Source organism: Fodinicurvata fenggangensis DSM 21160 (genome assembly GCF_000686045.1).
Lineage (GTDB): Bacteria > Pseudomonadota > Alphaproteobacteria > Kiloniellales > DSM-21159 > Fodinicurvata > Fodinicurvata fenggangensis.
Window position 1 is genome coordinate 101,789 of the sequence record NZ_JMLV01000004.1, and the last position, 23,212, is coordinate 125,000.

21 protein-coding genes are annotated in these 23,212 nt (G+C 62.6%); 8 read left to right on the forward strand and 13 right to left on the reverse strand.

Features of this window, described 5'->3' with window-relative positions:
- The 3 genes from BP38_RS0107995 (at window position 1) to BP38_RS19680 (ending at window position 3,478) form a co-directional block, all read left to right on the forward strand.
- Complete coding sequence (locus BP38_RS0107995) at window positions 1-1,284, forward strand: MFS transporter (protein ID WP_026987299.1); 1,284 nt, start codon at window positions 1-3, stop codon at window positions 1,282-1,284.
- 145 nt (window positions 1,285-1,429) lie between these two features.
- Window positions 1,430-1,840: a universal stress protein gene (locus BP38_RS0108000; RefSeq protein WP_026987300.1), complete on the forward strand. Its 411-nt coding sequence runs from the start codon at window positions 1,430-1,432 to the stop codon at window positions 1,838-1,840.
- A 120-nt stretch (window positions 1,841-1,960) separates the two neighbouring features.
- On the forward strand, window positions 1,961-3,478 hold the full coding sequence (locus BP38_RS19680; RefSeq protein ID WP_051609118.1) for a BCCT family transporter: 1,518 nt from the start codon (window positions 1,961-1,963) through the stop codon (window positions 3,476-3,478).
- A gap of 20 nt (window positions 3,479-3,498) precedes the next feature.
- Here BP38_RS19680 and BP38_RS0108010 read toward each other — a convergent pair whose 3' ends face one another.
- Entirely contained in the window at window positions 3,499-4,575 is a 1,077-nt protein-coding gene (locus BP38_RS0108010; protein ID WP_322098946.1) for an alcohol dehydrogenase, read from the reverse strand.
- A 259-nt stretch (window positions 4,576-4,834) separates the two neighbouring features.
- On the opposite strand from BP38_RS0108010, the gene BP38_RS0108015 reads away from it, so the two are divergent.
- From BP38_RS0108015 to BP38_RS0108025, 3 genes are all read left to right on the forward strand, one after another.
- The gene (locus BP38_RS0108015; protein WP_026987302.1) at window positions 4,835-5,878 is read left to right on the forward strand and encodes a TAXI family TRAP transporter solute-binding subunit; all 1,044 of its coding nucleotides are present in this window, start codon (window positions 4,835-4,837) and stop codon (window positions 5,876-5,878) included.
- A 98-nt stretch (window positions 5,879-5,976) separates the two neighbouring features.
- The gene (locus BP38_RS19685; RefSeq protein WP_081816537.1) at window positions 5,977-7,977 is read left to right on the forward strand and encodes a TRAP transporter large permease subunit; all 2,001 of its coding nucleotides are present in this window, start codon (window positions 5,977-5,979) and stop codon (window positions 7,975-7,977) included.
- 198 nt (window positions 7,978-8,175) lie between these two features.
- On the forward strand, window positions 8,176-8,478 hold the full coding sequence (locus BP38_RS0108025; protein WP_211250265.1) for a hypothetical protein: 303 nt from the start codon (window positions 8,176-8,178) through the stop codon (window positions 8,476-8,478).
- A 117-nt stretch (window positions 8,479-8,595) separates the two neighbouring features.
- Here the strand turns inward: BP38_RS0108025 and BP38_RS0108030 are convergent, their stop codons facing one another.
- The 6 genes from BP38_RS0108030 to BP38_RS22185 all read right to left on the reverse strand — a co-directional run bounded on the left by BP38_RS0108030 (window position 8,596) and on the right by BP38_RS22185 (window position 14,466).
- A complete protein-coding gene (locus BP38_RS0108030) occupies window positions 8,596-10,248 on the reverse strand; it encodes an acyl-CoA synthetase (RefSeq protein ID WP_026987304.1) in 1,653 nt (550 codons plus the stop codon).
- Between the two features lie 4 nt (window positions 10,249-10,252).
- Window positions 10,253-11,053, reverse strand: coding sequence for an enoyl-CoA hydratase (locus BP38_RS0108035; protein WP_026987305.1), 801 nt, complete (start codon window positions 11,051-11,053; stop codon window positions 10,253-10,255).
- A 37-nt stretch (window positions 11,054-11,090) separates the two neighbouring features.
- Window positions 11,091-11,540, reverse strand: a complete 450-nt coding sequence (locus BP38_RS0108040; protein ID WP_026987306.1) for an OsmC family protein — start codon at window positions 11,538-11,540, stop codon at window positions 11,091-11,093.
- 29 nt (window positions 11,541-11,569) lie between these two features.
- Window positions 11,570-12,709, reverse strand: coding sequence for a glycine cleavage T C-terminal barrel domain-containing protein (locus tag BP38_RS0108045; RefSeq protein WP_026987307.1), 1,140 nt, complete (start codon window positions 12,707-12,709; stop codon window positions 11,570-11,572).
- A 162-nt stretch (window positions 12,710-12,871) separates the two neighbouring features.
- The gene (locus BP38_RS0108050; protein WP_026987308.1) at window positions 12,872-13,363 is read right to left on the reverse strand and encodes an Lrp/AsnC family transcriptional regulator; all 492 of its coding nucleotides are present in this window, start codon (window positions 13,361-13,363) and stop codon (window positions 12,872-12,874) included.
- Window positions 13,364-13,572: 209 nt separating this feature from the next.
- Window positions 13,573-14,466 carry a LysR substrate-binding domain-containing protein gene (locus BP38_RS22185; protein WP_081816538.1) on the reverse strand — a complete coding sequence of 298 codons (894 nt, stop codon included), beginning with the start codon at window positions 14,464-14,466 and terminating at the stop codon, window positions 13,573-13,575.
- A gap of 285 nt (window positions 14,467-14,751) precedes the next feature.
- Here BP38_RS22185 and BP38_RS0108060 point away from each other — a divergent pair, with 285 nt between their 5' ends.
- Window positions 14,752-15,942 (forward strand): epoxide hydrolase family protein, encoded by a 1,191-nt coding sequence (locus tag BP38_RS0108060; protein ID WP_026987310.1) that lies wholly within the window; start codon window positions 14,752-14,754, stop codon window positions 15,940-15,942.
- Window positions 15,943-16,545: 603 nt separating this feature from the next.
- Complete coding sequence (locus BP38_RS0108065) at window positions 16,546-16,887, forward strand: Rap1a/Tai family immunity protein (RefSeq protein ID WP_026987311.1); 342 nt, start codon at window positions 16,546-16,548, stop codon at window positions 16,885-16,887.
- Window positions 16,888-17,115: 228 nt separating this feature from the next.
- On the opposite strand, the gene BP38_RS19690 is transcribed toward BP38_RS0108065, so the two are convergent.
- From BP38_RS19690 to BP38_RS22190, 6 genes are all read right to left on the reverse strand, one after another.
- Window positions 17,116-17,349, reverse strand: a complete 234-nt coding sequence (locus tag BP38_RS19690; RefSeq protein ID WP_211250266.1) for a rhodanese-like domain-containing protein — start codon at window positions 17,347-17,349, stop codon at window positions 17,116-17,118.
- A gap of 44 nt (window positions 17,350-17,393) precedes the next feature.
- Complete coding sequence (locus BP38_RS0108075) at window positions 17,394-18,317, reverse strand: MBL fold metallo-hydrolase (RefSeq protein WP_035724255.1); 924 nt, start codon at window positions 18,315-18,317, stop codon at window positions 17,394-17,396.
- On the reverse strand, window positions 18,314-20,053 hold the full coding sequence (locus tag BP38_RS0108080) for a SulP family inorganic anion transporter (RefSeq protein WP_211250267.1): 1,740 nt from the start codon (window positions 20,051-20,053) through the stop codon (window positions 18,314-18,316). The genes BP38_RS0108075 and BP38_RS0108080 overlap by 4 nt, the downstream gene beginning before the upstream one ends.
- Window positions 20,054-20,151: 98 nt before the next feature.
- Window positions 20,152-21,831 (reverse strand): bifunctional protein tyrosine phosphatase family protein/NAD(P)/FAD-dependent oxidoreductase, encoded by a 1,680-nt coding sequence (locus BP38_RS0108085; RefSeq protein ID WP_026987314.1) that lies wholly within the window; start codon window positions 21,829-21,831, stop codon window positions 20,152-20,154.
- A 75-nt stretch (window positions 21,832-21,906) separates the two neighbouring features.
- Window positions 21,907-22,794: an MBL fold metallo-hydrolase gene (locus BP38_RS0108090; protein ID WP_026987315.1), complete on the reverse strand. Its 888-nt coding sequence runs from the start codon at window positions 22,792-22,794 to the stop codon at window positions 21,907-21,909.
- A gap of 128 nt (window positions 22,795-22,922) precedes the next feature.
- Window positions 22,923-23,135, reverse strand: a complete 213-nt coding sequence (locus tag BP38_RS22190; RefSeq protein WP_026987316.1) for a YgaP family membrane protein — start codon at window positions 23,133-23,135, stop codon at window positions 22,923-22,925.
- Between the last annotated feature and the right edge of the window lie 77 nt (window positions 23,136-23,212).

Consider the following 23,212-nt stretch of genomic DNA (forward strand, 5'->3'; position numbering starts at 1 on the left):
GTGAATGGGGGGATCCGTCCCGCCGTGCCCCGCGGCGTGAACGGGAGAGGACTGCTGGAACGTATCCGGATCGTCTGTGTGCTCTGTGCTGCAGCCATGCTCAGCCAGTTCTATCGGGCTGCCAATTCCGTCCTGGCCGGTCCGGTGATGGGTGATCTGGGCCTGGAGCCGGCGGCCTATGGCACGATGACGGCTGTCTTCTTCCTGGCCTTCATGGTCATGCAGGTGCCGGCCGGCGTGCTGTTCGACCGCTATGGTCCGCGGCTGACGGTAAGCGGTCTGCTGCTCTTCGCGGTGGTCGGAGCCCTGGTCTTCGCCCTGGGCGACAGCCTGCTGGTGCTGATGCTGGCCAGGATCCTGCTGGGCGTCGGTTTTGCCTCGGTCATCATGGGGGCCTTCATCGTCATTTCGGCCTGGTTTCCGCCACGCCATTTTGCCGTCGTCTCCTCGATCATTGTGTCGACCAGCCACCTGGGCAACCTGCTGGGAACGGCGCCGCTGGCCTATTCCACCGAGGCCATCGGCTGGCGGGCCAGCATCGCCGTTCTGGCTGTCGTGACGCTGTTGGTGGCCGTGCTGTTCTATCTGCTGGTCCGCGACGGCCCTCAGTCGCACCGTGGCCAGGCGCGCCCGGCCCCCTCGTGGCGCGATCTGGGACAGGGTCTGATGGAGGTCCTGCGCATGCGGGACATCCAGCGGGCCTTCACCCTGGCGCTGGTGGGCTATCCCAGCATGATCACCATCCTGGGGCTGTGGGGCGGGCCCTACCTGTCGGATGTTCATGGCCTGGACTCCGTGGGCGTGGGACAGGTCCTTTCCGCCATGCCGGCCTTCGCCCTGGTGGGGGCACTCTGTTTCGGGCCGCTGGACCAGCTGTTCAATTCGCGCAAGATGGCGGCCCTGTCGGGCATCCTGCCCATGGGCCTGTTCCTGCTGGTCCTGGGGGTCTACCCGGAACCGCCCTTGATGCTGGTCGTTGTCCTTCTGGCGGCGATCGCCTTCTTTTCGGCGTCCAGTATGCTGATCATCGCCCACGGCCGCGGCCTGCTGCCCGATCATCTGGCCGGCCGCGGCATCACCAGCATCAACGCGGGCGTCATGGGGGGCACGGCCCTGTTCCAGCTGGTGACCTCGTTCCTGCTGTCCTTTTTCGTCGGTGCGGACGGGACCATCAGCGAAAGCGGCTTTCGCCTGATGTTCATCGGTATGGGCGGGCTGGTGCTGTTGGCCATCCTGGTTTACCTGCCCAGCCGGGACGTCCGGCCCCGTTCGGCGAGGTCCTGAGTCCGGCGCCTGGGGCCGGGAAGGTAGGCGAGGGTGTGGCCGGCTGCTGGCCGCGACCAACTGTCCCTGGTATTTACAGCCCTTCAATGGGCAAATAGAGGTGGGTGCCATCGCACCACACAGCTGACAGGAAAGGAACTGGGCCTTGTACAAGACAATCCTCATCCCCGTCGACCTGACGCACCAGGAACGGGTCCCGGCCATGATGCAGGCGGCGCGGAAGATGGGGGATGAGTCCGCCTCCATCACCCTGGTGAATGTCATCGAGGACGTGCCCGGCTATCTGGAAGGACAGTTGCCGCAGGGCGTCCTGGACCGACTGGTGACCCAGGCAGAGGGTGAACTGAAAGTCATAGCCGGCGAAAGCGGACCGGATGTGGAGCTTGCCGTTCGTTGCGGACAGCCGGCCAGCGAGATCCTGGCGCTTGCCGGCGAAAAGAAGGCCGACCTGATCGTCATTGCCTCCCACCGTCCCGGTTTCGGCGATTTCCTGATCGGATCGACGGCGGCCCGTGTGGTGCGCCATGCGGATTGCTCTGTCCATGTCATGAGATAAACTCGTTCGCCACCGGGGCAAACTCGGGACGCGCAGGCGGGTCTGCGGCCTGCCTTGTGTCAGGGCAATCCAGGGGCGGGCCGGGTCCGTGCCTGTCCAGCCATTGGGGGATGGCCAGCGATGATGCACATCAGGCACTTTGCCCTGTTTATTGTCTCTGCCGGCGCGATCCTGGCCCTGATCGTCTTTGCGGCCTTCTGGGGCAGCCTGGCCGAGCGCATCTTCTCCGATCTTCAGGCCTGGTTCTCGGCCACCACCGGCTGGCTGCTGATCCTGATCATGAATGCGGCGCTGCTGTTTGCCGTCTACCTGCTGTTCAGCCCCCTGGCCCGCATCCGCCTGGGCGGCCCCGATGCGACGCCCGAGTTCAGCCGGCTGGACTGGTTCGGCATGCTGTTCGCGGCCGGCATGGGGATCGGCCTGCTGTTTTACAGTGTTTCCGAGCCCCTGCAGCACTTTACCGCCTTCCAGGCCTACTTCGGGGACCCTGCGCGGACCGCGCAGCGCTCCATGGAAGTGACCTTCCTGCACTGGGGTCTGCATCCCTGGGCCATCTATGCCCTGGTTGGCCTGACCCTGGCCTTCTTCCATTTCAACGCGGGCCATGACCTGAGTTTCGAAGCGCCGCTGCGCGAGCTCTTTTCCCCTTTTCGGGCCAAGGTGCTCGGCTGGGTCGCCAACCTGGCCGCCGTGATCGGCACGGTCTTCGGCGTCTGCACCTCCCTGGGCCTGGGCACCAGCCAGGCCTCCGCCGGCCTGGCGCGCCTGACGGGGCTGGAGACCAGCCTGGGGCTGCAACTCTTCCTGATCGCCCTGGTCTGTGCCGTCGCGCTGGTTTCGGTGATGACCGGCCTGGACAAGGGCGTGCGCCGGTTGAGCCGGATCAACCTGGTGCTGGCGGGCATCCTGATGCTGCTCGTCCTCGCGATGGGCGAGACCGTCTTTGTCCTTAAGGCCATCGGCGAGCATATGGGCGGCTATCTCAACGATCTTCTGATGCTGTCCACCTGGAACGAAACCTATACTGGAACGAACTGGCAATCGTCCTGGACGGTCTTCTATTGGAGCTGGTGGATCTCCTGGTCGCCCTTCGTGGGCATGTTCATCGCGCGGGTGTCCAAGGGACGAACCATCCGGGAATACCTGCTGGGCGTCCTGCTGGTGCCGACCTTCTTCAATTTCGTCTGGATGACTGTGTTCGGCGCCAATGCCCTGCACCTGGAGCTCTTCCAGGACACGGGCTTTGCCGCGGTGGTCACCGCGGCGCCGACCGAGAGCCTCTACAGCTTCCTGGATTACCTGCCCTTCAGTGCGGCCCTGATCGGCCTGGCCGTTCTGGTGGTCCTGGTCTTCTTCGTGACCTCGGCGGATTCCGGCTCGCTGGTGGTGGCAACCCTGACCTCGGGTGGAAAAGACCCCAGCTGGCAGCAGCGCTTCTTCTGGATGGTGACGATCGCCGTGATCACCTCCGTCCTGCTGCGCGCCGGTGGCCTGGAAGCCCTGCAGTCGGCCACCATTGCCAGCGGTCTGCCCTTCGGCCTGTTGCTGCTGACCTTCATCCCGGCGTTGGTCATCGCGCTCAAGCGCCCCTTCATGAAGCCGGAGCCGACACCGGAGCCGGCCAAGCCGGCCGAATAGGCGGATGTGAAGGCCGACGGTTATTCGCCTTCGTGCGGTGTCAGTACGATGCGCCCGACCACTTTGCCGCTGCGCAGGTCGTCCAGGGCGGCCTGGGCCTCGTGCAGGGGGCGACATGCCACGGGCAATTCCGGCAGGCCCGTTTTCCGGACCAGTTCCACGAGCGCCTGCAGCTCGGAGAGGTTGCCGTTGTAGCTGCCGCAGATGCTGAGCGCACGCATGGGCAGGTAGGGAATGGACAGGTTGATATCCCCGCCCATCAGGCCGACCACAACGACCTGACCGCCCTTGTCCAGCAGGTCGAGGGCCAGGGTCAGGGAGGCCGTGCTGCCCACCAAGTCTAGCACCGACAGCAGCTGCCCGTCCACGGCCTTGCGGATGGCTTGTGCTGCGTTCTCGTCATTGGGATCGAGGGCGGCGCTGGCGCCGGCGTCCAGCGCCGCCTGCCGCCGCCGGGCATCTGGCTCGACCACGATGGCGTCGGCGGCTCCCATCCGCTGCATCAGGGCCAGCGCCATGAGGCCCAGGCCGCCGGCGCCCATGATGACCGTGGGCACCGTCTCGAGCCGCGCGCCGAACTTCCTCAGCGCCGAGTAGGTGGTCAAGCCGGAACAGGTCAGCGGGGCGGCCCGGGCCGGATTCAGGCCCGTGATATCGACAAGATAGCGCGCCGAGGGCACCAGGATGTGGTCGGCATAGCCGCCGTCTCGATTGACGCCGATGAAGTCCGGTTTCAGGCAGAGATTTTCCTGACCGGCCCGGCAGACAGGACAGTGGCCGCACCCGATCCAGGGGTAGGCCAGGACCGAATCGCCAGGGGCCACGCCCCTGGCTTCGGGGCCCAGGGCGATCACATCACCGGCTGTTTCATGACCCAGGGTCAGGGGGAAGCGGATGCGTTCGCGGAAGGACAGGCTGCGTCCCTGGCCCAGGTCATAGCCGCCTTCCACGATGTGCAGATCGGAGTGACAGACCCCGGCACCGGTAACCCTCAGCAGGACTTCCTCACCCTTTGGTTCCGGCAGGGCGCGGGTGCGGGCTTCGAGTGACTGGCCGAAGTCGGTAAGTTGGCGGCAGTGCATGTGGCTGGTTGTCATGAATCTTCCCTGAAGGCCGTTGTTACTCAGTTTGCCGGCAGGAGGCCGCATAACTCAAGGCGCGGAAGCGCCCGGCCATGCGGAAACCGCTCGTATGAGGCAGCGATCAGGTCGGATAAGGCAGCTATCGATTGCTCCGCATTTGTGGAGGGTCTGCCAAAAAGTTGCGCTTTTTCCGGACTCCAGTTTTGACTGTGCCGCAGGAGAGGCTATGATCGGCGCCCTGCTTTAGGCAGAAACTCACAGGGAGGTAAAGACAATGAAACACCTGATGCTATCCGTTGCCGCTGGCGCAATGACGCTCGGCCTGGCCAGCACGGGCACGATCGATTCGGCCAGTGCCCAGGACAAGACCGAGGTGCGCTGGGCGACCTCGTCCACCGGCTCGTCCGGCTACCGGGCCCTGACAAGCCTGGCCAACATGCTGAACAACCAGATGGACACGCTCGATATCACCGTCATGCCGACGCCGGGTGCGGCGGCTTCGGTGCGTGGCTTCGCCGGCGGGCAGTTCGACGGCTACTACGGTGCCGACGTGGCTTTCCACGAGATCGCCAACAACGGCGGTCGCTACGAGGGCTTCGCCGACCAGGAGCACGAGCAGCAAATGACCCAGTCCTTCTGGGCCTATACCCTGGAGGTCGGGCTCGGTGTTCTGGCCGAGGACACCGACGAGCTCCAGTCCTGGCAGGACTTGAACGGCAAGCCGGTCTTCACCAGCCCCGCGCCCTGGGACACCCGCGCAGCGCTTGAACGCGCCATGCGGGCCGCCGGCGTCGAGCACGAGTACGTCGAGCTGGATACCGGCCTGGCCGCCCAGTCGCTGGAGGATGGCACGATCGAAGCCATGATCATCTATACCGCCGGCGAAACCAGCCCCTCGCCCTGGATTCAGGAAGCCATGATGTCAGCCGACATGGACGCCCTGAATCCCAGCAGCGAGGAACTGGACATGCTGGACGAGGCGGGGATCGGGACCGTGGAAGTCCCTCCCGGGGTCTTCGATGACCAGATCGGCGACCCGGCCATTCTGGTGCCCTTCTTCTATGGCTTCCACGTAGGCACCAATTTCTCCGAGGACGAGGTCTACGAGATGCTGGTGACCATCGAGGAGAATGCCGAGGAACTGGCCGAATCCGATCCCAGCTTCTCGCAGGTCCGCGACGATATGGTCGAGATGCAGCTGCGCGGCATCCGCTCGGCGGGCGAGACCATTCCGATTCATCCGGGCCTGGCCAAGTTCCTGCGTGAGAACGATGCCTGGAATGCGGACTGGGATGGCCGTATCGCCAGCATGGACTGACGTGACAGGCGATTTTCGCGCCTGAGTCCCGACGCCGTCGCGGTACGCCGCGGCGGCGTCGCTCTTCGCAAGCCCCCGGTCAATCTGCGAGCATATAAATGGCTGAGATTCTTCCTGCGGAAGACGCCGAGCGGACCCCGCAAACCCCGCTCGAAGCGCGTCTGCGTCTGGCCGCGGATATCCTGTTCTATGCCTTCAGCGTAGGCTTCTTCGCCTATCTCTTCCGCTATTACATGGCAGGCATCGGCGGGCCGACCCTGCTGGCCGTCTCGGCCGTGCCCATTGCGGTCTGTATCGTCTATCTGAACGACCTGAGAAAAGGGGGGCTCTATCCCGCGCTGGGACCGGTCATCCCCTGGTTCTTTGCGCTCGCCTACATCCTCTTCAGCCTCTATTCGGTCTATTATCTCGTTACCGAATTCGACAACATTCGCATCTATCGAATCGGGATCTGGAACAACCATGACCTGGCCGTCGGTGGCGGCATGGCGCTGCTGATCCTGGAATACGCGCGCCGGCGCTATTTCGCGCTGTTCGTCATCAACATCCTCCTGCTGCTTTATACCGTTTTCGGCTACCTGGTGCCGGGGACCTTCCATCATCCGGGCATGTCGGTGCGCCGCGTCATAGGCGCCGTCAGCGTCGAGATGTCCACCGGCATCTTCGAACGCTTGGCCCAGCTTGGCCTGACGCTCATCGGCTCGTTCATCCTGGTCCTGGCCGTACTGCGCGCCTTTGGCTGCATCGACTCCATCCTGCGCGCCTCGGAACGGATCGCCGTGCGGTCGCCCCGCCTGTTGCCCCAGGCGGCAATGATTGGCTCATTCGGCGTGGCGGCAGTGTCAGGTTCGGGCGCGGCCAATGCCGCGACCACCGGCACGGCCACGATCCCGGCGCTCATCAAGGCCGGATTCCCGCGCACCACGGCGGCCGCGGTCGAGACCGCCTCGTCCCTGGGCGGCCAGTTGATGCCGCCGCTGATGGGCATCGCCGCCTTCCTGATGGCGGAGTACCTGCGCGAGAGCTATTTCGAGGTGGTGGCCCGCGGCTTCGTGCCGGCCATCGTCTATTTCATCGGGGTGGCCTTTGCGGTCTACCTGTTGGGCATGCGCTACCAGCACCGCGCGGTGGTGCCCGATGTCGGGCCCATGAGCTTCATGGACAAGGCAAACATCGCCAGCTACTTCCTGGCCGTGGCGGGCCTGATCTACCTGATGGGAATCGAACGCAACGCGGCCATGAGTTCGGCCCAGAATGTCTTCCTGGGGCTGTTCGTGGCGCTGACCACAGCCTTCGTCATCCGGTTGTTCCGACGGCGCGATTTCTCGGTCAAGACGGTCAGCCACCCCTTCCTGAAGCTGGTCGAGGCCTTTTCGAACATCACGGCAGACCTGACGATCCTGCTCGCCACGCTGGGCATTCTGACAGCCAGTTTCACCATCACCGGCGTGCCGACCAAGGTGGGCGTGATCCTGATGGAGGGGGCCGGCGTCAACCTGGCCGTCATGGGCCTGGTGGCCTTTGCCTTCGGCTATGTGGTGGGCATGGGCCTGCCGGTGGCGCCGACCTATATCATCACCGCCGTGGTCATCGCCCCCTTCATGATCCAGGCGGGCATGGACCCCTGGGTGGTGCATTTCTTCGCCTTCTTCGTGGCCGTGTTCGGCGAGCTCTCGCCACCCACCTCGGTGGTGGCGGCCGTGACCTCGCGCATTGCCGAAGCGCCCTTTGTCCGAACGATGATGTATGCGCTGCTGCTCTGTATGCCCTTGATGGTGATGATGGCCGCGCTCTTCACCAAGCCGGACCTGGTGGCCGTGCCCGGACTGGCGCAGATTCCCGCCTTCCTCCTGGTGGTGACGGCGACCCTGGCGCTCAGCCTGGCCTTCCAGGGGCGCTACTCCCAGAACGACATGATCAACTGGGCTGTGCGCCTGGTGCTGATCGTGATCGCGCTGGTCACCATCCTCTCGCCCGACCGCACGATCGCGACCATTTCGGCCGTGTTGTCGGCGATCGCCACGGTGCTGGCCTTCCTGGCCATGAACCGCCTGGCCAAAGGCCCCGGCATCGTGCCGCAAGAAAAACGTGACGTTTAGGCGGCAAGGCTGAGGCTGGCAGATGGCACGCCGCTTCATCTGAAACGGCCTTCGAGTGGCGATGGACAATCTCGAGGGAGGGGTGGACCTCTTGTTCCTCAATCGCACCTCTTCGCGAAGGTCTTTCGGCCATCCGCCCAGGAACCAAGCCTGCCTTCGTAAGGGCTGGTGGGGGTGCGAGGCCGATCCTATATCGCGATGATGAATAAGCTGCAGGCCCTTTGGGCGGGCGACGTTCCCCTTGGCGATGCGTTCTGGACATGGGCAGTGTTCGGCGGCCTTCTGGTCAACATCTCGAGCAGCGCCCTGCTCCTCATCCTGATCACGCTCGACCGACCTTGGCTGGCGTTGATGGCGGGCTATGGGTTTTCCGTGCCCTACAATCTTGCGGTGATGGTCGGTGTCTGGAGGTCGGCGGACCGGTATGACGGGCCGACCCTGCATGCGAACCTCGCACGGGGGGCGACCGTGATCTTGATGACCTTATTGACCGTGACCTGAAGCCGGCCGTCCTGCGTTGCACCGCCGCTATCGTAGAAGCGCGACTGAAGCGTCACCCGGATCTGCCTTCTTCATCTGTCCTCTTTAATGGAGGACTGTTATCGTAAGCCGTCGTAATTACCCGCTCGAGAGATCCCGTGCCTGCTCGCGCAGGGCGAATTTCTGGATCTTTCCTGTCGATGTCCTCGGGATCGGCATGAAGACGAAGCGGCCGGGCACCTTGTAGCGGGCCAGGCGGGCGCGGCACCAGTCGCGGAGCGTTTCGGCATCCGCCTGTTCGCCTTCGGCCAGTTCAATGAAGGCGCAGGGTGTTTCGCCCCATTTGTCGTGCGGCATGGCCACGACGGCGGCGACCTCGACGGCGTGGTGCCGGTAGAGCACCTCCTCGATCTCGATGGAGGAGATGTTTTCGCCGCCTGAGATGATGATGTCCTTCGAACGATCCTTGAGCTGGATGTAGCCATCCGGGTGCATGACCCCAAGATCGCCGGAATGGAACCAGCCGCCCGCGAAGGCCTTCTGCGTGGCCTCGGGATTGCGGAAATAGCCCTTCATCACGACATTGCCGCGAAACATGACCTCGCCCATGGTCTCCCCATCGCGCGGCACCGGCTGCAGGGTTTCGGGGTCGAGGGTATCCAGCTGCTCCAGGGGCAGGTAGCGGACACCCTGGCGGGCCTTGAACCGCGCCTGCTCGGACGCCGGCAGATCCGACCAGTCTTCGTGCCAGTCGTTCACGACGGCGGGACCATAGGTTTCCGTCAGGCCATAGAGGTGCATAACTTCAAAGCCGGCCGCCTTCATGTCCGTGAGCAGCTTTTCAGGCGGCGGTGCGGCCGCGGTCAGGAACTGCACGCTGTGATCAAGCTCGCGCTTGGTGGCCTCCGGTGCCGAGACCAGCAGCGACATGACGACAGGCGCCCCGCAGAGATGGGTGACGCCGTGGTCAGCCAGGGCGTTCCAGATCGGCTCGGCCTGCACCTGCCGCAGGCAGACATGCGTGCCGCTGATCGTCGACAGCGTCCAGGGAAAGCACCAGCCGTTGCAGTGGAACATCGGCAGCGTCCAGAGATAGACGGCGTGTTTGCCCATCTCTGCCGTCAGTGCATTGCCCTGGGCCAGAAGGTAGGCGCCGCGGTGATGCGAGACCACGCCCTTGGGGTCGCCCGTGGTGCCGGAGGTGTAGTTGATCGAGATCGCGTCCCACTCATCCTCGGGCATGAGCCAGGCATAGTCGGGATCGCCACCGGCCAGGAAGGCGTCGTAGTCGGGGGCGTCGACAGGGGATTCGGGACCCTCGAACTCGGGGCCAGAAAACTCGGGATCGTCGTACTGGATCACGAGCGGTGCAGCTTCCGCGCGGGCCAGCGCCTCCTGCATCAGCGGCATGAACTCGCGATCCACGATGACGAGCTTCGAGAGGGCGTGATCGAGCTGAAAGGCGATGGTGGCGGCATCGAGACGGGTATTGATCGAGTGCAGGACTGCGCCGCACATCGGAACGCCATAGTGGCATTCGAGCATGGCCGGGGTGTTTGCCAGCAGGACGGACACCGTGTCGCCGCGTCCGATCCCCTTCTGCGCCAGTGCCGAGGCGAGTTGGCGCGAACGGCTGTAGAAAGCTGCATAACTGCGGCGGAGGGGGCCGTGGATGATCGCCGTATGATCCGGAAAGATGTCGGCGGCGCGCGCCAGGAATGTCAGCGGCGTCAGGGGTTGATGGTTCGCGGGGTTGCGATCCAGCCCTATGTTGTAGGGGTTCGGCTGCATCGGATCATGCATCCTGCCACTTGGCCGGGCGCTTTTCGATGAAGGCATCGATGCCTTCCTCTGCGTCGCGGGCCAGCATGTTCTCGACCATCACCTTCGAGGCGTAGTCGTAGGCCTCGGCCAGGGGCATTTCGCGCTGGGCGTAGAAAGCGCGCTTGCCGGTGGCGAGTGTCATGCTGGACTTGGCTGCAATCTTGCGTGCCATGTCGAGCGTGGCCTCGCCCAGGGCATCGGGAGGAACCGACCTGTTGACCAGCCCGATGTCCGCCGCACGTGCCGCCGAAACCATGTCCCCGGTCAACAGCATCTCCATCGCATGCTTGTTTCCCACATTGCGCGAGAGGGCGACCATGGGCGTGGAGCAGAACAGGCCGATATGGACACCGGGCGTACTGAACTGGGCCGTTTCCGCCGCCACGGCCAGGTCGCAACTGGCCACAAGCTGGCAGCCGGCCGCGGTCGCGACCCCTGCGACCTCGGCAATGACCGGTTTCGGGCAGGCCACGATGCCCTGCATCACGCCGGAGCACTGTTCCATGATCCGTGCGAAATAGGCCCGCCCGCCATCGGCACCGCTGCGGCCCGCCGTCATCTCCTTCAGGTCGTGACCGGCGCAGAAGGCCCGGCCGTTCGCGGCGAGGATGATGACCCGGACAGAGGCATCGGTGCCGGCCTCGGCAATGGCCGTACCCAGTTCCGTCAGCATCGCCTCGGACAGCGCGTTGCGCCGTTCCGGGTCGTTCAGGGTAAGACGCAGGATGCCATCCGCATCCAGGTCGCGGGACAGGATTTCGCTTTGGGTCAAGGCTCGGCTCCTTCGTCGGAACTAAACTGTGTCGGGACTAAAGGATGTTGATCTCGACGCTGTCCGCCAGGCTGTTCACGATGAAGCAGTAGCGATGCGCGCGGTCCTGCATCTCGTCCAGTTTCGCCGACTCTATCGTGAAGCCGCTGTCAAAGTGAACAGCCGGATGAAGGTCGATGCGAACGACCGACATCTGTCCCCTGGTGTTCTTGCCCAGATGGGCGACGGCCTGGTCGTGGTAGCTGGCGACCGGCCAGCCGGCCTTGGCGGCGAGCGCCAGGAAGGTCATCATGTGGCAGCTTGCCAGTGCCGAGGCCAGAGCCTGTTCGGGGTTGGTGTTGCCGGGGTCACCGCCCCAATCAGGGGCGGCATCCACTTGAAGGCCATAGCTGCTTTTGAACTGCACGCTGTGCGCGTTGGTGTATTTTCCCGGCCGCAGCTCTGGCTCCGTACGCTGCCAGTGCAGCTGGATGGAAAGATCGGACATTGTTGAGTCCTCTGCATCGGCCATGGTGGTCAGCTGGTGGCGAGCTTCTTCTTTGGGTCGTAGAAAGGACGTTCGACAATGGTCGCGTTGGTCGGACCGGACCGTGTTACCACCTCGACCTCCGTCCCGATGTTGGCGAAGTCCACCGAAATCATGGCAAGCGCGATGTTCTGTTCAAGCCGCGGGGAGTAGACGGCGGAGGTGACCTTGCCGATATTCCGGCCATCCTTGTTGATGGCCCAGAAGGTGGTGTTCGGGCCTTTCAGCGGCGCGCTGTCGATGACCAGGCCGACCTGCTTGCGGCTCACGCCCTGTTCATGAATGCGGCGCAGCGCGGCCTTGCCGATGAAATCAGCCTCCATGTCCAGATCGACCAGCCGGTCCAGCCCCAGCTCGTAGGGGTTGGTGTGGATGTCCGCGTCGGCATGGTAGGACAGCATCGCGCCTTCGATCCGCCGGATGGAAGAGGTGTGGCCGGGCTTCAGGCCGTACGGCCCGCCTGCCTCCATGATGCGTTCCCACAGCCTGTCGCCGAACGCACTGTCGCGCAGGTAGATCTCATAGCCCAGTTCGCTCGACCAGCCGGTGCGCGAAACGATCAGGGGAATGCCGTCCAGCTCGACCTCGCGCAGCCAGTAATAGCGCAGGTCCATGATGCTGTCGCCGAACAGCGTCCGCATGATCTCGCCCGACTTCGGACCCTGCAGCTGCAGGGGCGAGACGTCCGGTTCGACAATGGTGACATCCATCCCGGAATGCACGGCAACGCCCTGTGCCCAGAACAGGATGTCGCTGTCCGCCAGGGAGATCCAGAAGTGGTTCTCTGCCAGGCGCAGCAGGATCGGATCGTTCAGGATGCCGCCCTCGGCATTGGTGAGCAGGACATACTTGCACTGCCCGACCGCCATCTTCGACAGATTGCGCGGGACCAGCATCTGGACGAACCTGGCTGCATCGGGGCCGGTGATCTCGACCTGGCGCTCGACCGCCACGTCACAGAGGATCGCGTCGTTCACGAGGTTCCAGAAGTTCTGTTCCGGGCTGCCGAAGTCCCGTGGAATATACATATGATTGTAAACGGAAAATCCCTGGACGCCCCAGCGAACGGTGGCGTCGAAGTACGGGGATTTCCGGATCTGCGTGCCAAAGCCGAAGTCGTCTGTATTCATCTTGCCGCCTCTTGCCTGTTTCCCAGCCTGAGCGAACCGGGATTAAGTGTACCTGCCGCTGGTGTACGCTCGTGGGCCACGAAACTGTGGTCCAAAAAAATCTGGCTTCCAGACTCAACAGGCTGTTTTTGGGCGGTTTTCAGGCTGTCTGGTCCGCAGACGCTACAGGTCCGCTGCGGCGGTCAGTTTTTCGAGGTTTGGACGGCTTGCCTTCACGTTCCGTGTCGCGATGTAGGTCATGTATCGATCGACCCCCAGCTCGGGGTCCTGCATCGCCTGCATCAGGGACTGGAATGAGGACAGGTTCGGGCTGATCGTCATGAGGACATAATCCATGCCGCCGCCCGTGGAGACGCAGTCCGTGATCTCGTCGCGCTCATGGACGAAGGCTTCGAAACGATCGAAGTCTGTCTTTCCGTGGTATCGCAACGAGACAGTGACCACGACCTGCGTGAAATCACAGATCTGTTCAAGCGCGATGTCACCACGGTACCCTCGAATCAGGCCCGCCTCCTTGAGGCGGCGTAGGCGCGTCCAGCAGGGAGTCGGCGAGAGGTTGGCGATCTCGGCCAGCCTGGCCTTGCTCAGTTGCCCATGCTCTTGCACCGCGCCGAGGATGCGAATGTCCGTCGCGTCAAGACCAAGCTTCTTCATGCGTCTGAATATCCTTGCTGAATCCCACTTGTTTGCCGGTCACCGGTTTTACGCCAACCTCTCTCGCAACGCTTTATACTGGCTGAATGTCGGAAGGCGGGCAACGAAACCAAACCGGACGCCATATGCCCTACATAGGGAAATGATAGCCGGAGTCTTGAAACATTCGTTTGTTGGGGTGCTGCTCTGAAGCTGGCCTTGTCACTCGACTATCCTGCGAGTTGCCCCCTTATCCATTGTCGGAACGTCCTAAAACTCGGCCGGTTCTTGCTGTCTACCCAGCACAGGTAATAGTGGCGCGTATTCTGTGCTGGCCACCGGTCGTCGCTCAATAATTGCACCAAGCGTCCGCTGGTCAAATAAGGTGCAGCATAAACTTGCGGAAGCCATGCCACGCCGTGTCCGTCGAGTGCCGCGGCAAGAGTCAGCGCGCTAGGCAGCCGGGTAATCCGTTTATGAGCTCGATGGGCCAAGCCGTGATCCTCAAACCACTTGGACATTTCGATATCCCGGTCCTCATCCAGAATCCATGGCAGCTTGGTCAGCTCCTGAGGTGTTTGAACGGAAACAGATTCCAGAAGCGAAGGCGCCGCCACGACCACATCCATACTTTCAAGAAGCCTTTCGCAGTTCACCTCCGGCCAGCTCCCGTCACCATGCCGGACAGCGGCATCGAAATCACTTTGAGCAAGATCGTGCACTGTCGCATCGGCATTGATGCGCAGATCGATTTCCGGGTGACGCTGCAGAAATTCACCAAGGCGTGGCAGCAGCCAGTACTGGGCGAAATGCGGCGTCACGGTGATGTTGAGGATATTATCGTCACGCCGAAACTGCTCGATATCACCGGCAATTGCCCTGAAATTCCGAAGCAGATTGTCGGCCAACTCTGTGGCTTCCGGCAACATGACCAGGCGATTGCCGGAACGGGTAAACAATTTGCGCTGCAAGCGGTCTTCCAAGCCCCGTAGATGCTGACTTACTGCGCCATGCGTCACCTTGAGTGTATCCGCGGCAGTACCGACAGAGCCGGTCTCATGGACCGCCGCGAATGCACGAAGGGAATTCAGCGGCAGCCAGGCGATATCGTTTCGTTTTGTCATAATAGAAAAACTAACAGTGACACAGTTTTTCTGACAAGCCTAAAGCCTCATGAAACGCTAAATTGCATGAGAAATGTAATGGAGGTAAAACCAGATGGAATGTAGTTTTTCTAACAATATTTCTGAGGCAGTCTCCACCTGTCAGGGTCCTGCCCCCGGCATTGATCAGGAGGCGGTTCACCGAATCCGCAACCAGGGACGGATCGAGCGGGCGAAAACCGTTCGTCAGGGCTTTGCAAGACTCAAGCGCATTGCCGCGGCAACTCACTTCGGCGGGAGCATCTGATGAACCGTCCAACCAATGACGTGCAGGCATTCGAGGCCCACGCATCCGACGCCGATCTCGACGATCTTCGCGCGCGGCTGGCCGCGGTGCGGCTGCCGGAGGCCGAGACGGTCTATCGCGCCGCGCCCGACCCGCACCGATGGAACCAGGGCGTTCCGCTTGCCGACCTCGTCGACATCGTGGATTACTGGCGCACCGAGTATGACTGGCGGTCGTTCGAGGCGCGCCTTAACCGGATCGGCCAGTTCCGCACGACTATCGGTGATCTGGGACTCCATTTCCTGCACCGCCGATCCGCCCGTGCAGACGCCACGCCTTTGATCCTGACACACGGCTGGCCAGGCAGCGTTTCTGAATTCACCCATGTCATAGATGAACTGGCCGATCCGACAGATCCGGATGCGCCGGCCTTCCACGTGGTGGCTCCGTCGCTGCCAGGCTTCGGATACAGCGACAAGCCGGCCACCACCGGGTGGGGGATCGAGAAGATCGCGGCCGCATGGGTGGAACTGATGGGAAGGCTCGGTTACAGCAAGTTCACAGCCCACGGCGGTGACTGGGGAGGTGTAATCACCACGATCCTCGGCGGCAGGTTTCCGGATCACGTTCTCGGCATCCACACAGTGCTCGCGCAGGCGCCACCAGGGTTGACCACGGATGGGCTGACGGCGACCGAGCGCAAATGGACTGAGGAAACCCACAATTTCTGGCGCAACCGTTCTGCTTACGCCAAGCAGCAGGCGACCCGACCGCAGACCATCGGCTATGCGCTCGTCGACTCGCCAGTCGGCCTTCTTGCCTGGATTCTCGACAAGTTTGCTGAGTGGACAGATACCCAAGATAGCCCGTTCGAGACGATCTCCAGAGATCGCATTCTTGACGACGTCACCTTGTACTGGCTGACGCGAACCGGCGCATCGGCGGCCCGCATCTACTACGAAAGTCACGGAGGCGTAAACGCGTTTGACCCTGAACTTCGGGTCGACGTTCCCTCGGCAATCAGCATATATACCCGCGACATCGAGAAGTGTCCCCGTCCCTGGGCACAAGAGCGATACCGACAGATCGTCCTATGGAGAGCGCCGGAGACCGGGGGACATTTCCCGTCGCTGGAGGTCCCCGAGTATTTCGTCAAGGATCTGCAGCATGGCCTCACGGCAGTACTGGCCGCAAGCGGTCGTTGGTCATGACGTTGTCGACGCTGGCGTGAAGGCGTGAGGTCGGGTGCTGATCGTCGCAGGGCGGCTTCCCCATTATCTGCCGGGTTATGTCGAAAGGGATCGCGATAGCTATCGGCGGGTCTTGGAGAGGCGCAGAAGCAACTGGGCTACGGCCCGACACCTCATTTGTCGCACGGGCCGTGATAGCTTCGGATGAAGACGAGCGGATCAGCAAAAGCGCAATCTCTAATCTTCCTGAAGCCCGGCAGAAACGGGGAGGTTTTCGCAGTGGGTCTTCCGTGGCCCGCGCTCTGCACCTCTTGATGTGCATACTAATCGTGATGGCACGCCGACTGTTTGCCGAGCTTGATGTTTCCTTCCAGGCTGCGTCTTCCGCACTCAAGGTGCTTGAAGGCGCGCGGCGAAATCTTGAGGCTGGAACGTTATGATCAATCGGATCTGATGAATGCCCGGCCCCGTTCATGGGGAAGAGCCCGTGCTGACCTTAAGCAATCCTTTTGCTGAAAGGGTATTTGCCATGTCTCTGGTACAATCTGTTACCTCTGTCTCCGGAACAGATACGTCGGAGGTGTGAGGGATATCGGGGAAGGATGTAAAAAGTGAGGCCGCGTCATGAGATACCTGTTGGCAAGCATAACCGCAGCGACGTTCCTGACATTCGCCAGCGCGGCGGGGGCGGAGGCGGAGGATACGCAACAGCTGACAGGAGATAATCTATTATTGGATTTCAACGAGGACGCCCTGGCGCGTGAAACCTCGATCAATTACGTACTTGGCATTCTCGATACCCTGATCTTGATCCAGCATATTTGCCCGCCGGAAGAAACCATGACCATGGGAGAGGCGGCAGAGACCGTGATCAATACAATTGGGTCGGATCGACAATTGCGGCAGTCGGAGATACCTGCCGCTGCCATTGCCGCCGCCAGGAGGACCTTTCCCTGCGATGGGTGACGAGCCATCCTATAGGCTAGGCTGTCTCGCTTTGCCTTGTCCCTGATGGCGGGTTTCTTTTGATGCTTCTTCTTGATTTTGCAGGGCTCTGCACTGCCCTATCTGTTTGAGCAGCGCAGGGCCGATGGTGAGTTGACCGTCAAAAAGCTGTCCGCCTGGGCGATAGAGGCTCAGTTGTGGCCAGCCAGGCACTGAAGGTCGCCTTGTAGATCTGGCGCAAAAGAAGTCTCAGCCCTCCATATGCGCGAGCGGCGTCAGCCCGGCGGACAGGGCGATCTCGGCCACCTTGCCCGATCGGGCGCCGGAGCCGCAGTGCGGAACGATACGCTTGCCGTCCCGCCTGGGCAGGACCTCTGGGCGGAAGAACGTCATGGGCATCAATGACGCGCCGTCAATATGCTCCAGGATGTATTCGGGCGGCGTGCGCACATCGATCAATAGAATTTCCTGTGCATCGAGCACCGCCTTCACTTCTTACGGAGTCCAGATTTCAAGCTTTGCCATGATCAGAACCTGTTCGCAGGTATCTTGAAGTAACTGTTTCCATCAGCCTCCGGTTCCGGCAGCCGCCCGCCGCGCAGGTTGACCTGAAGCGCGTGCAGCATTCTGCCGGGAAGGTTGAGTGTAGAGTCGCGCTCCTCGCGCAGCTTAATGTACTCCTCCTTTGCAACGCCGCCGCCCAGATGCTTGTTCGAAGCCTTCTGCTCGGCGACCGTGCTTTCCCAAGCGGGGCCGTCGCGGCCTTCCGCACCGTAGTCGTGGCCGATAAAGATTCGATAAAAGTCTGGCAGCGCCAGGATCGCCATCAACGAGTCGTAGAGCTCTGTCGCCGATCCGCCGGGAAAGTCGGCACGCGCCGTCCCACTGTCGGGCTGCATGAATGTGTCATGGGCAAAAACCGCGTCTCCGACGACATAGGTAATCGAGCCGAGGGTATGACCGGGCGACAACATCACGTGCGCGTTGAGCTCACCAATCCTGAATGTGTCGCCGTCGCCGAAGAGCCGGTCGAAATCGGCGTCCGGGTGGTATGCATCCGGCGTGTTGTAGTATTCGCTCCAGAGTTCCGAGATCTCCCGAACCTTCTCGCCGATGGCGTTCGGCGTGCCGGTCCTCTGCTTGAGATACGCCGCTGCCATCAGATGGTCGGCATGAGGGTGCGTGTCGAGGATCCACTCGAGGGTCAGACCCTCGCGGTCAATCCAGTCGAGCACCCAGTCGGCGGCCTCAGTCGAGGTGCGGGCGCGGGCAGGATTGAAGTCGAGGACCACGTCGATCAGCGCGCATTTCTTCGTCGCCGGGTCGATGCAGATGTACAGGCAACTCCCCGAAGCCTCATCGTAGAAACCGACGATGTCAGGGCTTCCCGGCCCACGGGAGGCGCTTTTTGAATGTGGGGTGGTTATGCTGTCTTTCTCCTTTCGCGTCATTTCGCGGCTTTGGCGGGATCGTCAGACTTGGCGAGCGCCGTCCAGGCGTCGTACTGGGACAGGAAGACGCGTCCGTTGAGCTGGTCGAGGAAATGTGTGGTCTTCAGGCGGTCCATTACCGGACCCTTCACTTCCGAAAGGTGCAGTCCGATCCCAAGGTCCGTAAGCCTGTGATTGATCGCCTCGAGGCTTTCGAGGGCCGAATAATCGATCTCGTTCACCGCAGAGCACATGAGAACCACGTGGCGCAGGGCGTCGCCGTCGACCACGCGGTCCTGGATCAGATCCTCGAGAAACCGGGCATTCACGAAATAGAGGCTCTCGTCCACACGCAGGGTGAGGACCTGCGGATCGGTCTCGACCTCGTGCCTGTTGATATTGCGGAAGTGGTTCGTGCCGGGAACGAGCCCGACCTCGGCGACATGGGGCTTTGACGTCTTGTAGAGGTGCAGTGCGATGGAGAGGGCCACGCCGGTGGCGACGCCGATCTCGACGCCCAGCGTCAGTGTCAGCAGGATCGTTGCGGCGACAGCGGCAAAATCGGCGCGCGAGTAGGACCAGGTTCTCTTCAGAATCGAGAAGTCGACGAGGCTCAGCACGGCGACGACGATGGTTGCGGCCAGCGTCGCGTTGGGCAGGTAGTAGACCAGCGGTGTCAGGGCAAGCGCGGCAATTGCGAGGCCGATCGCCGTGAAGGCGCCGGCGGCCGGTGTCTCGGCACCTGCGTCGAAGTTCACGACCGACCGCGCGAAGCCGCCGGTAACCGGATAGCCGCCGGTAAAGGCCGCGCCGAGGTTGGCGGCTCCGAGGCCGATGAGTTCCTGGTTGGGGTCTATGCGCTGGCGTTTCTTCGCGGCGAGCGTTTGGGCGACGGAAATCGATTCCACGAATCCGATGATGGAGATCAAGATCGCCGGGATTGCCAGCTGGCGGATCAGGTCAAGTGCACCTCCCGGCATGGTCAGCGGTGGCAACGCCTGCGGCACCTCGCCGACGATGGAGACGCCGCGCTCGTCGAGACCCAACGCCCAGACCGTGAGCGTCGTGACGACGACTGCGGCTACGGGCCCGGCCTTGGTGACGCTATCAGCCAGAAGCGGACCTGCGCCCATCTTGCGCAAGAGCGGCTTCAGTCCCTTGCGCACCCAGAAGAGAAACGCTGTTGCAGCCACGCCGATCGTGAGGGTGATCGGGTTCAATTCGCCGAGCCGCGTGAGGAGCGCGCCGGCTATCTCGATCAGCGTATGGCCGCCCGCCTCGATTCCGAGGATGTGCTTGAGCTGGCTCGTCGCGATCAGGATGCCGGAGGCGGTAATGAATCCCGCAATCACCGGGTGGCTGAGGAAATTCGCCAGAAAGCCCAGGCGGAAGATGCCGAGCAGCACGAGGAACCCGCCTGAGAGCGCAGCAAGCGTCAGCGCGGCGACGGCATAGCCCGCCGTGCCCTGTTCGGCCACCTGTCCAACGGCGGAGGCGGTCAGGAGCGACACGACCGCGACCGGCCCCACGGCGAGCGCGCGGGAGGTGCCGAACAACGCGTAGAGGAGGATCGGTGCGATCGAGGCGTAGATTCCTGCCTCCGGCGGCAGGCCCGCGAGAAGCGCATAGGCCAGCGACTGGGGGATCAGCATGATCGTCACGATCACCGCCGCCACGAGATCGTTCGTCAGCGCGGAGCGGTCGTAATGCCGGCCCCACTTCAGGATCGGCAGATAACGGGGAAGGTTCGGCGACATCGTGTGCATTCTCTTGGGTTCAGGGGGACGGGGTGCAGCAAATGCGCTCCGTTCATTGTCGCGCGCTCGGCGGGCGGAGGTGCCGGCGCGCGTGTCCGCTACTCGGCGGCGCTCTCGAGTTTTTCTGGCTTCGCCATCCACTCGCGGCCCCGAAGCATCGCCCGCCAGTAGATCGGCGGCAGCATCTTCTCCTTCAGGAACCACGCGGCGCGACTCGGTTTCGTTCCGTCGATCAGAAAGGAGGGGAAGCTCGGCTTCACCACCCCGCCATAGCCGAACTCGGCCAGGACGATCTTGCCGCGCTCGACCGTCAGCGGGCACGAGCCGTAGCCGTCATACTGCGCCACGGCGGAGCGTCCGGAGATGTCGGCGACGATGTTCTCGGCCACCGTGGGCGCCTGCTTGCGCGCTGCCGCCGCCGTCTTTGCGTTGGGCGCGTTCATCACGTCGCCGAGCGCCCAGATATTGTCGAAGCTCTTGTGACGCAGCGTCGCCTGGTCCACGTCGATCCAGCCCGCCTGATCGGCCAGCGGCGAGACACGGATGAAGTCCGGCGCGGTCTGCGGCGGGCAGACATGCATCATGTCGTACGCCATCTCGACGCGCCGCGGCTCCTTCTCAGGCTCCTTGATCTCGAAGGTGGCTTTCTTCGCGGGGCCGTCGACCGCCACGAGATTGTGGAAGAAGTCGAGCGTGGCATCGTACTTCTTCACGTATTCCATCAGAGCAGGCACGTAGTCCTTCACTCCGAAGAGCACGCCGCCAGCGTTGCAGAAATGAATGTCGATGTCCTTCAGCCGCCCGGAACGGTACCAGTGGTCGGCCGAGAGATACATCGCCTTTTGCGGCGCGCCGGCGCACTTGATGGGCATCGGCGGCTGGGTGAAGAGCGCGGTCCCGCCACGCATCTCCTGCACCAGTTGCCATGTGTAGGGCGCAAGGTCGTAGCGATAGTTCGTGGTGACCCCGTTCTGACCGAGTGTCTCGACAAGGCCCTCGACCTTGCCCCAGTCGAGTTTGAGGCCAGGACAGATGACAAGCCGGTCGTATTTCACGACACGGCATCCTTCGAGGATCACGGCGTTGTTCTGCGGCTCGAAGGCTGCGACTGCGGCCTTGATCCAAGCGACCCCCTTGGGGATCAGGCTGCCCATCGTCTTGGCGGTTTCCTGCGGCTCGAAGATGCCGCCGCCCACCATGGTCCAGCCGGGCTGATAGTAGTGAATGTCTGCGGGGTCGATAATCGCGATCTCAAGACCCGGCTTGCGCGCCTTGAGGCTTGCCGCGACCGCGATGCCCCCGGCGCCCGCGCCGACGATCACCACCTTGTAGTGAGCGTCGCCGGTATCGGTCGGCGTCTTGCCGCCGTTGGCGACGCGGCGCGCGACGCCCGACATGTCGTAACCTGCGGTCTTGGTCTTGCCGAGGATCTCGGGCAAAGGACGGCGCTTTGCTTCGGACAGCGCCCAGAGCGTCGCCGAGCGTGTCCCGGAGCGGCAATAGGCCAGAACGGGACCAGGCAAGGTGCGCATCGCCTCGGCGAAGTCGTCCGCGTTCTCGTCGCGCACGAGGCCCGAGTCCACGGGCAGGTAACGAGCCTCCATGCCGTTCTCGCGTGCCGCGCGCTCGATCTCTTCGAACGAGGGTTGGTCCCCCCCCTCTCCATCGGGACGGTTGCAGATCACTGCGCGGTAGCCCTCCGCAGCGAGCTTCGGCAGGTCGTCAACGGCGATTTGCGGCGAGACGGCGAGGCTGTCGTCAATCTTCCGGATGTTCATGTTTCCTCCCAGGGGTTTTCGCGGCTGGCGCTACGTTGTGCTGATTGCGTTCCGTCAGCGGATCGCGCGTGAAGGTCAAAGACAGTTGATCGGCACTTTGAGGAAGTGTTTGCCGCTCTCATCGGCGGGGGGCAGTTCGCCAGCCCGCATGTTGACCTGGAGCGAGGGAATGATGAGCCTCGGCATGGCGAGCTGCGCGTCGCGCTCGGTGCGGAACTTGATGAACTCGTCCCGCGTCTTGCCGCCGCCCACATGGATGTTGTGGGCCTTTTCCTCGGCCACCGTCGTCTCCCACCGGATTTCGCGCCCGTTCGGGCCGTAGTCGTGGCACATGAAGAGCCGCGTCTCGTCGGGTAGCCTCAGCACCTTCTGGATAGACTCGTAGAGTGTGCCGGCGTCGCCGCCCGGAAAATCTGCCCGCGCCGATCCGCCGTCCGGCATGAAGAGCGTGTCGCCCACGAAGGCCGCGTCGCCCATCACATGGGTCATGCAGGCCGGCGTGTGACCGGGCGTCGCCATGGCGAAAGCCTGCATCTTGCCTACCATGTAGGTCTCGCCATCCTCGAACAGAGCGTCGAACTGCGATCCGTCGCGCTGAAATTCCGTGCCTTCGTTGAAGATCTTGCCGAAAGTGTCCTGCACGACCATGATCCTTGCGCCGATGCCGATCTTGCCGCCCAGCTTCTGCTGGATGTAGGGCGCAGCACTCAGATGGTCGGCATGGACGTGGGTCTCGATAATCCACTCCACCGTCAGGCCCATCTCCTCCACGCTGCGGATCAGCTTGTTGGCGTGGTCGTAGGTGATCCGTCCAGCCGCGTAGTCGATGTCCATGACACTGTCGATGATCGCGCAGGCGTTCGATGCGGGATCCTTCACGATGTAGCTGATGGTGTTGGTCGCGTCGTCGAAGAAGGCATGAACTTCGGGTTTGACGTCCAGATTGGTCGGATAGTGGGTCATGAAGTTCTCCGTTTGCTGACTGTCAGGCCGTCGCGCACCTGGCGCCGCTGCCTTGGGATTGTAGAAATTTTGCCTGGAAGATGCCCCCGCCAAGGGAGATCCAGGGTGTGAACACGGTCTTCATCGGTTCAGGCCCGGCAGGTCTTGATGCCCAGCACCGCGTAGACCGGGCAGACCCGTGTCGTTGCGACGACCAGGATGACGATTCCCACGACAGCTGCGCCATACTTCAAAAGCGCACCTTCGAAGAGCGGCAGTCCACTCAGAAAGGCGAGATAGAGAAGCGCGAGGCCAAGGACGGCCCGAAAGATACGATCGATAGTTCCTACATTGATGCGCACGGCAGGTACTCCAGGATGAAAGCTGTCTGCTTGATATAACTTTATCGCGCCGACTTCAGTGACATTGTCACTTTGCG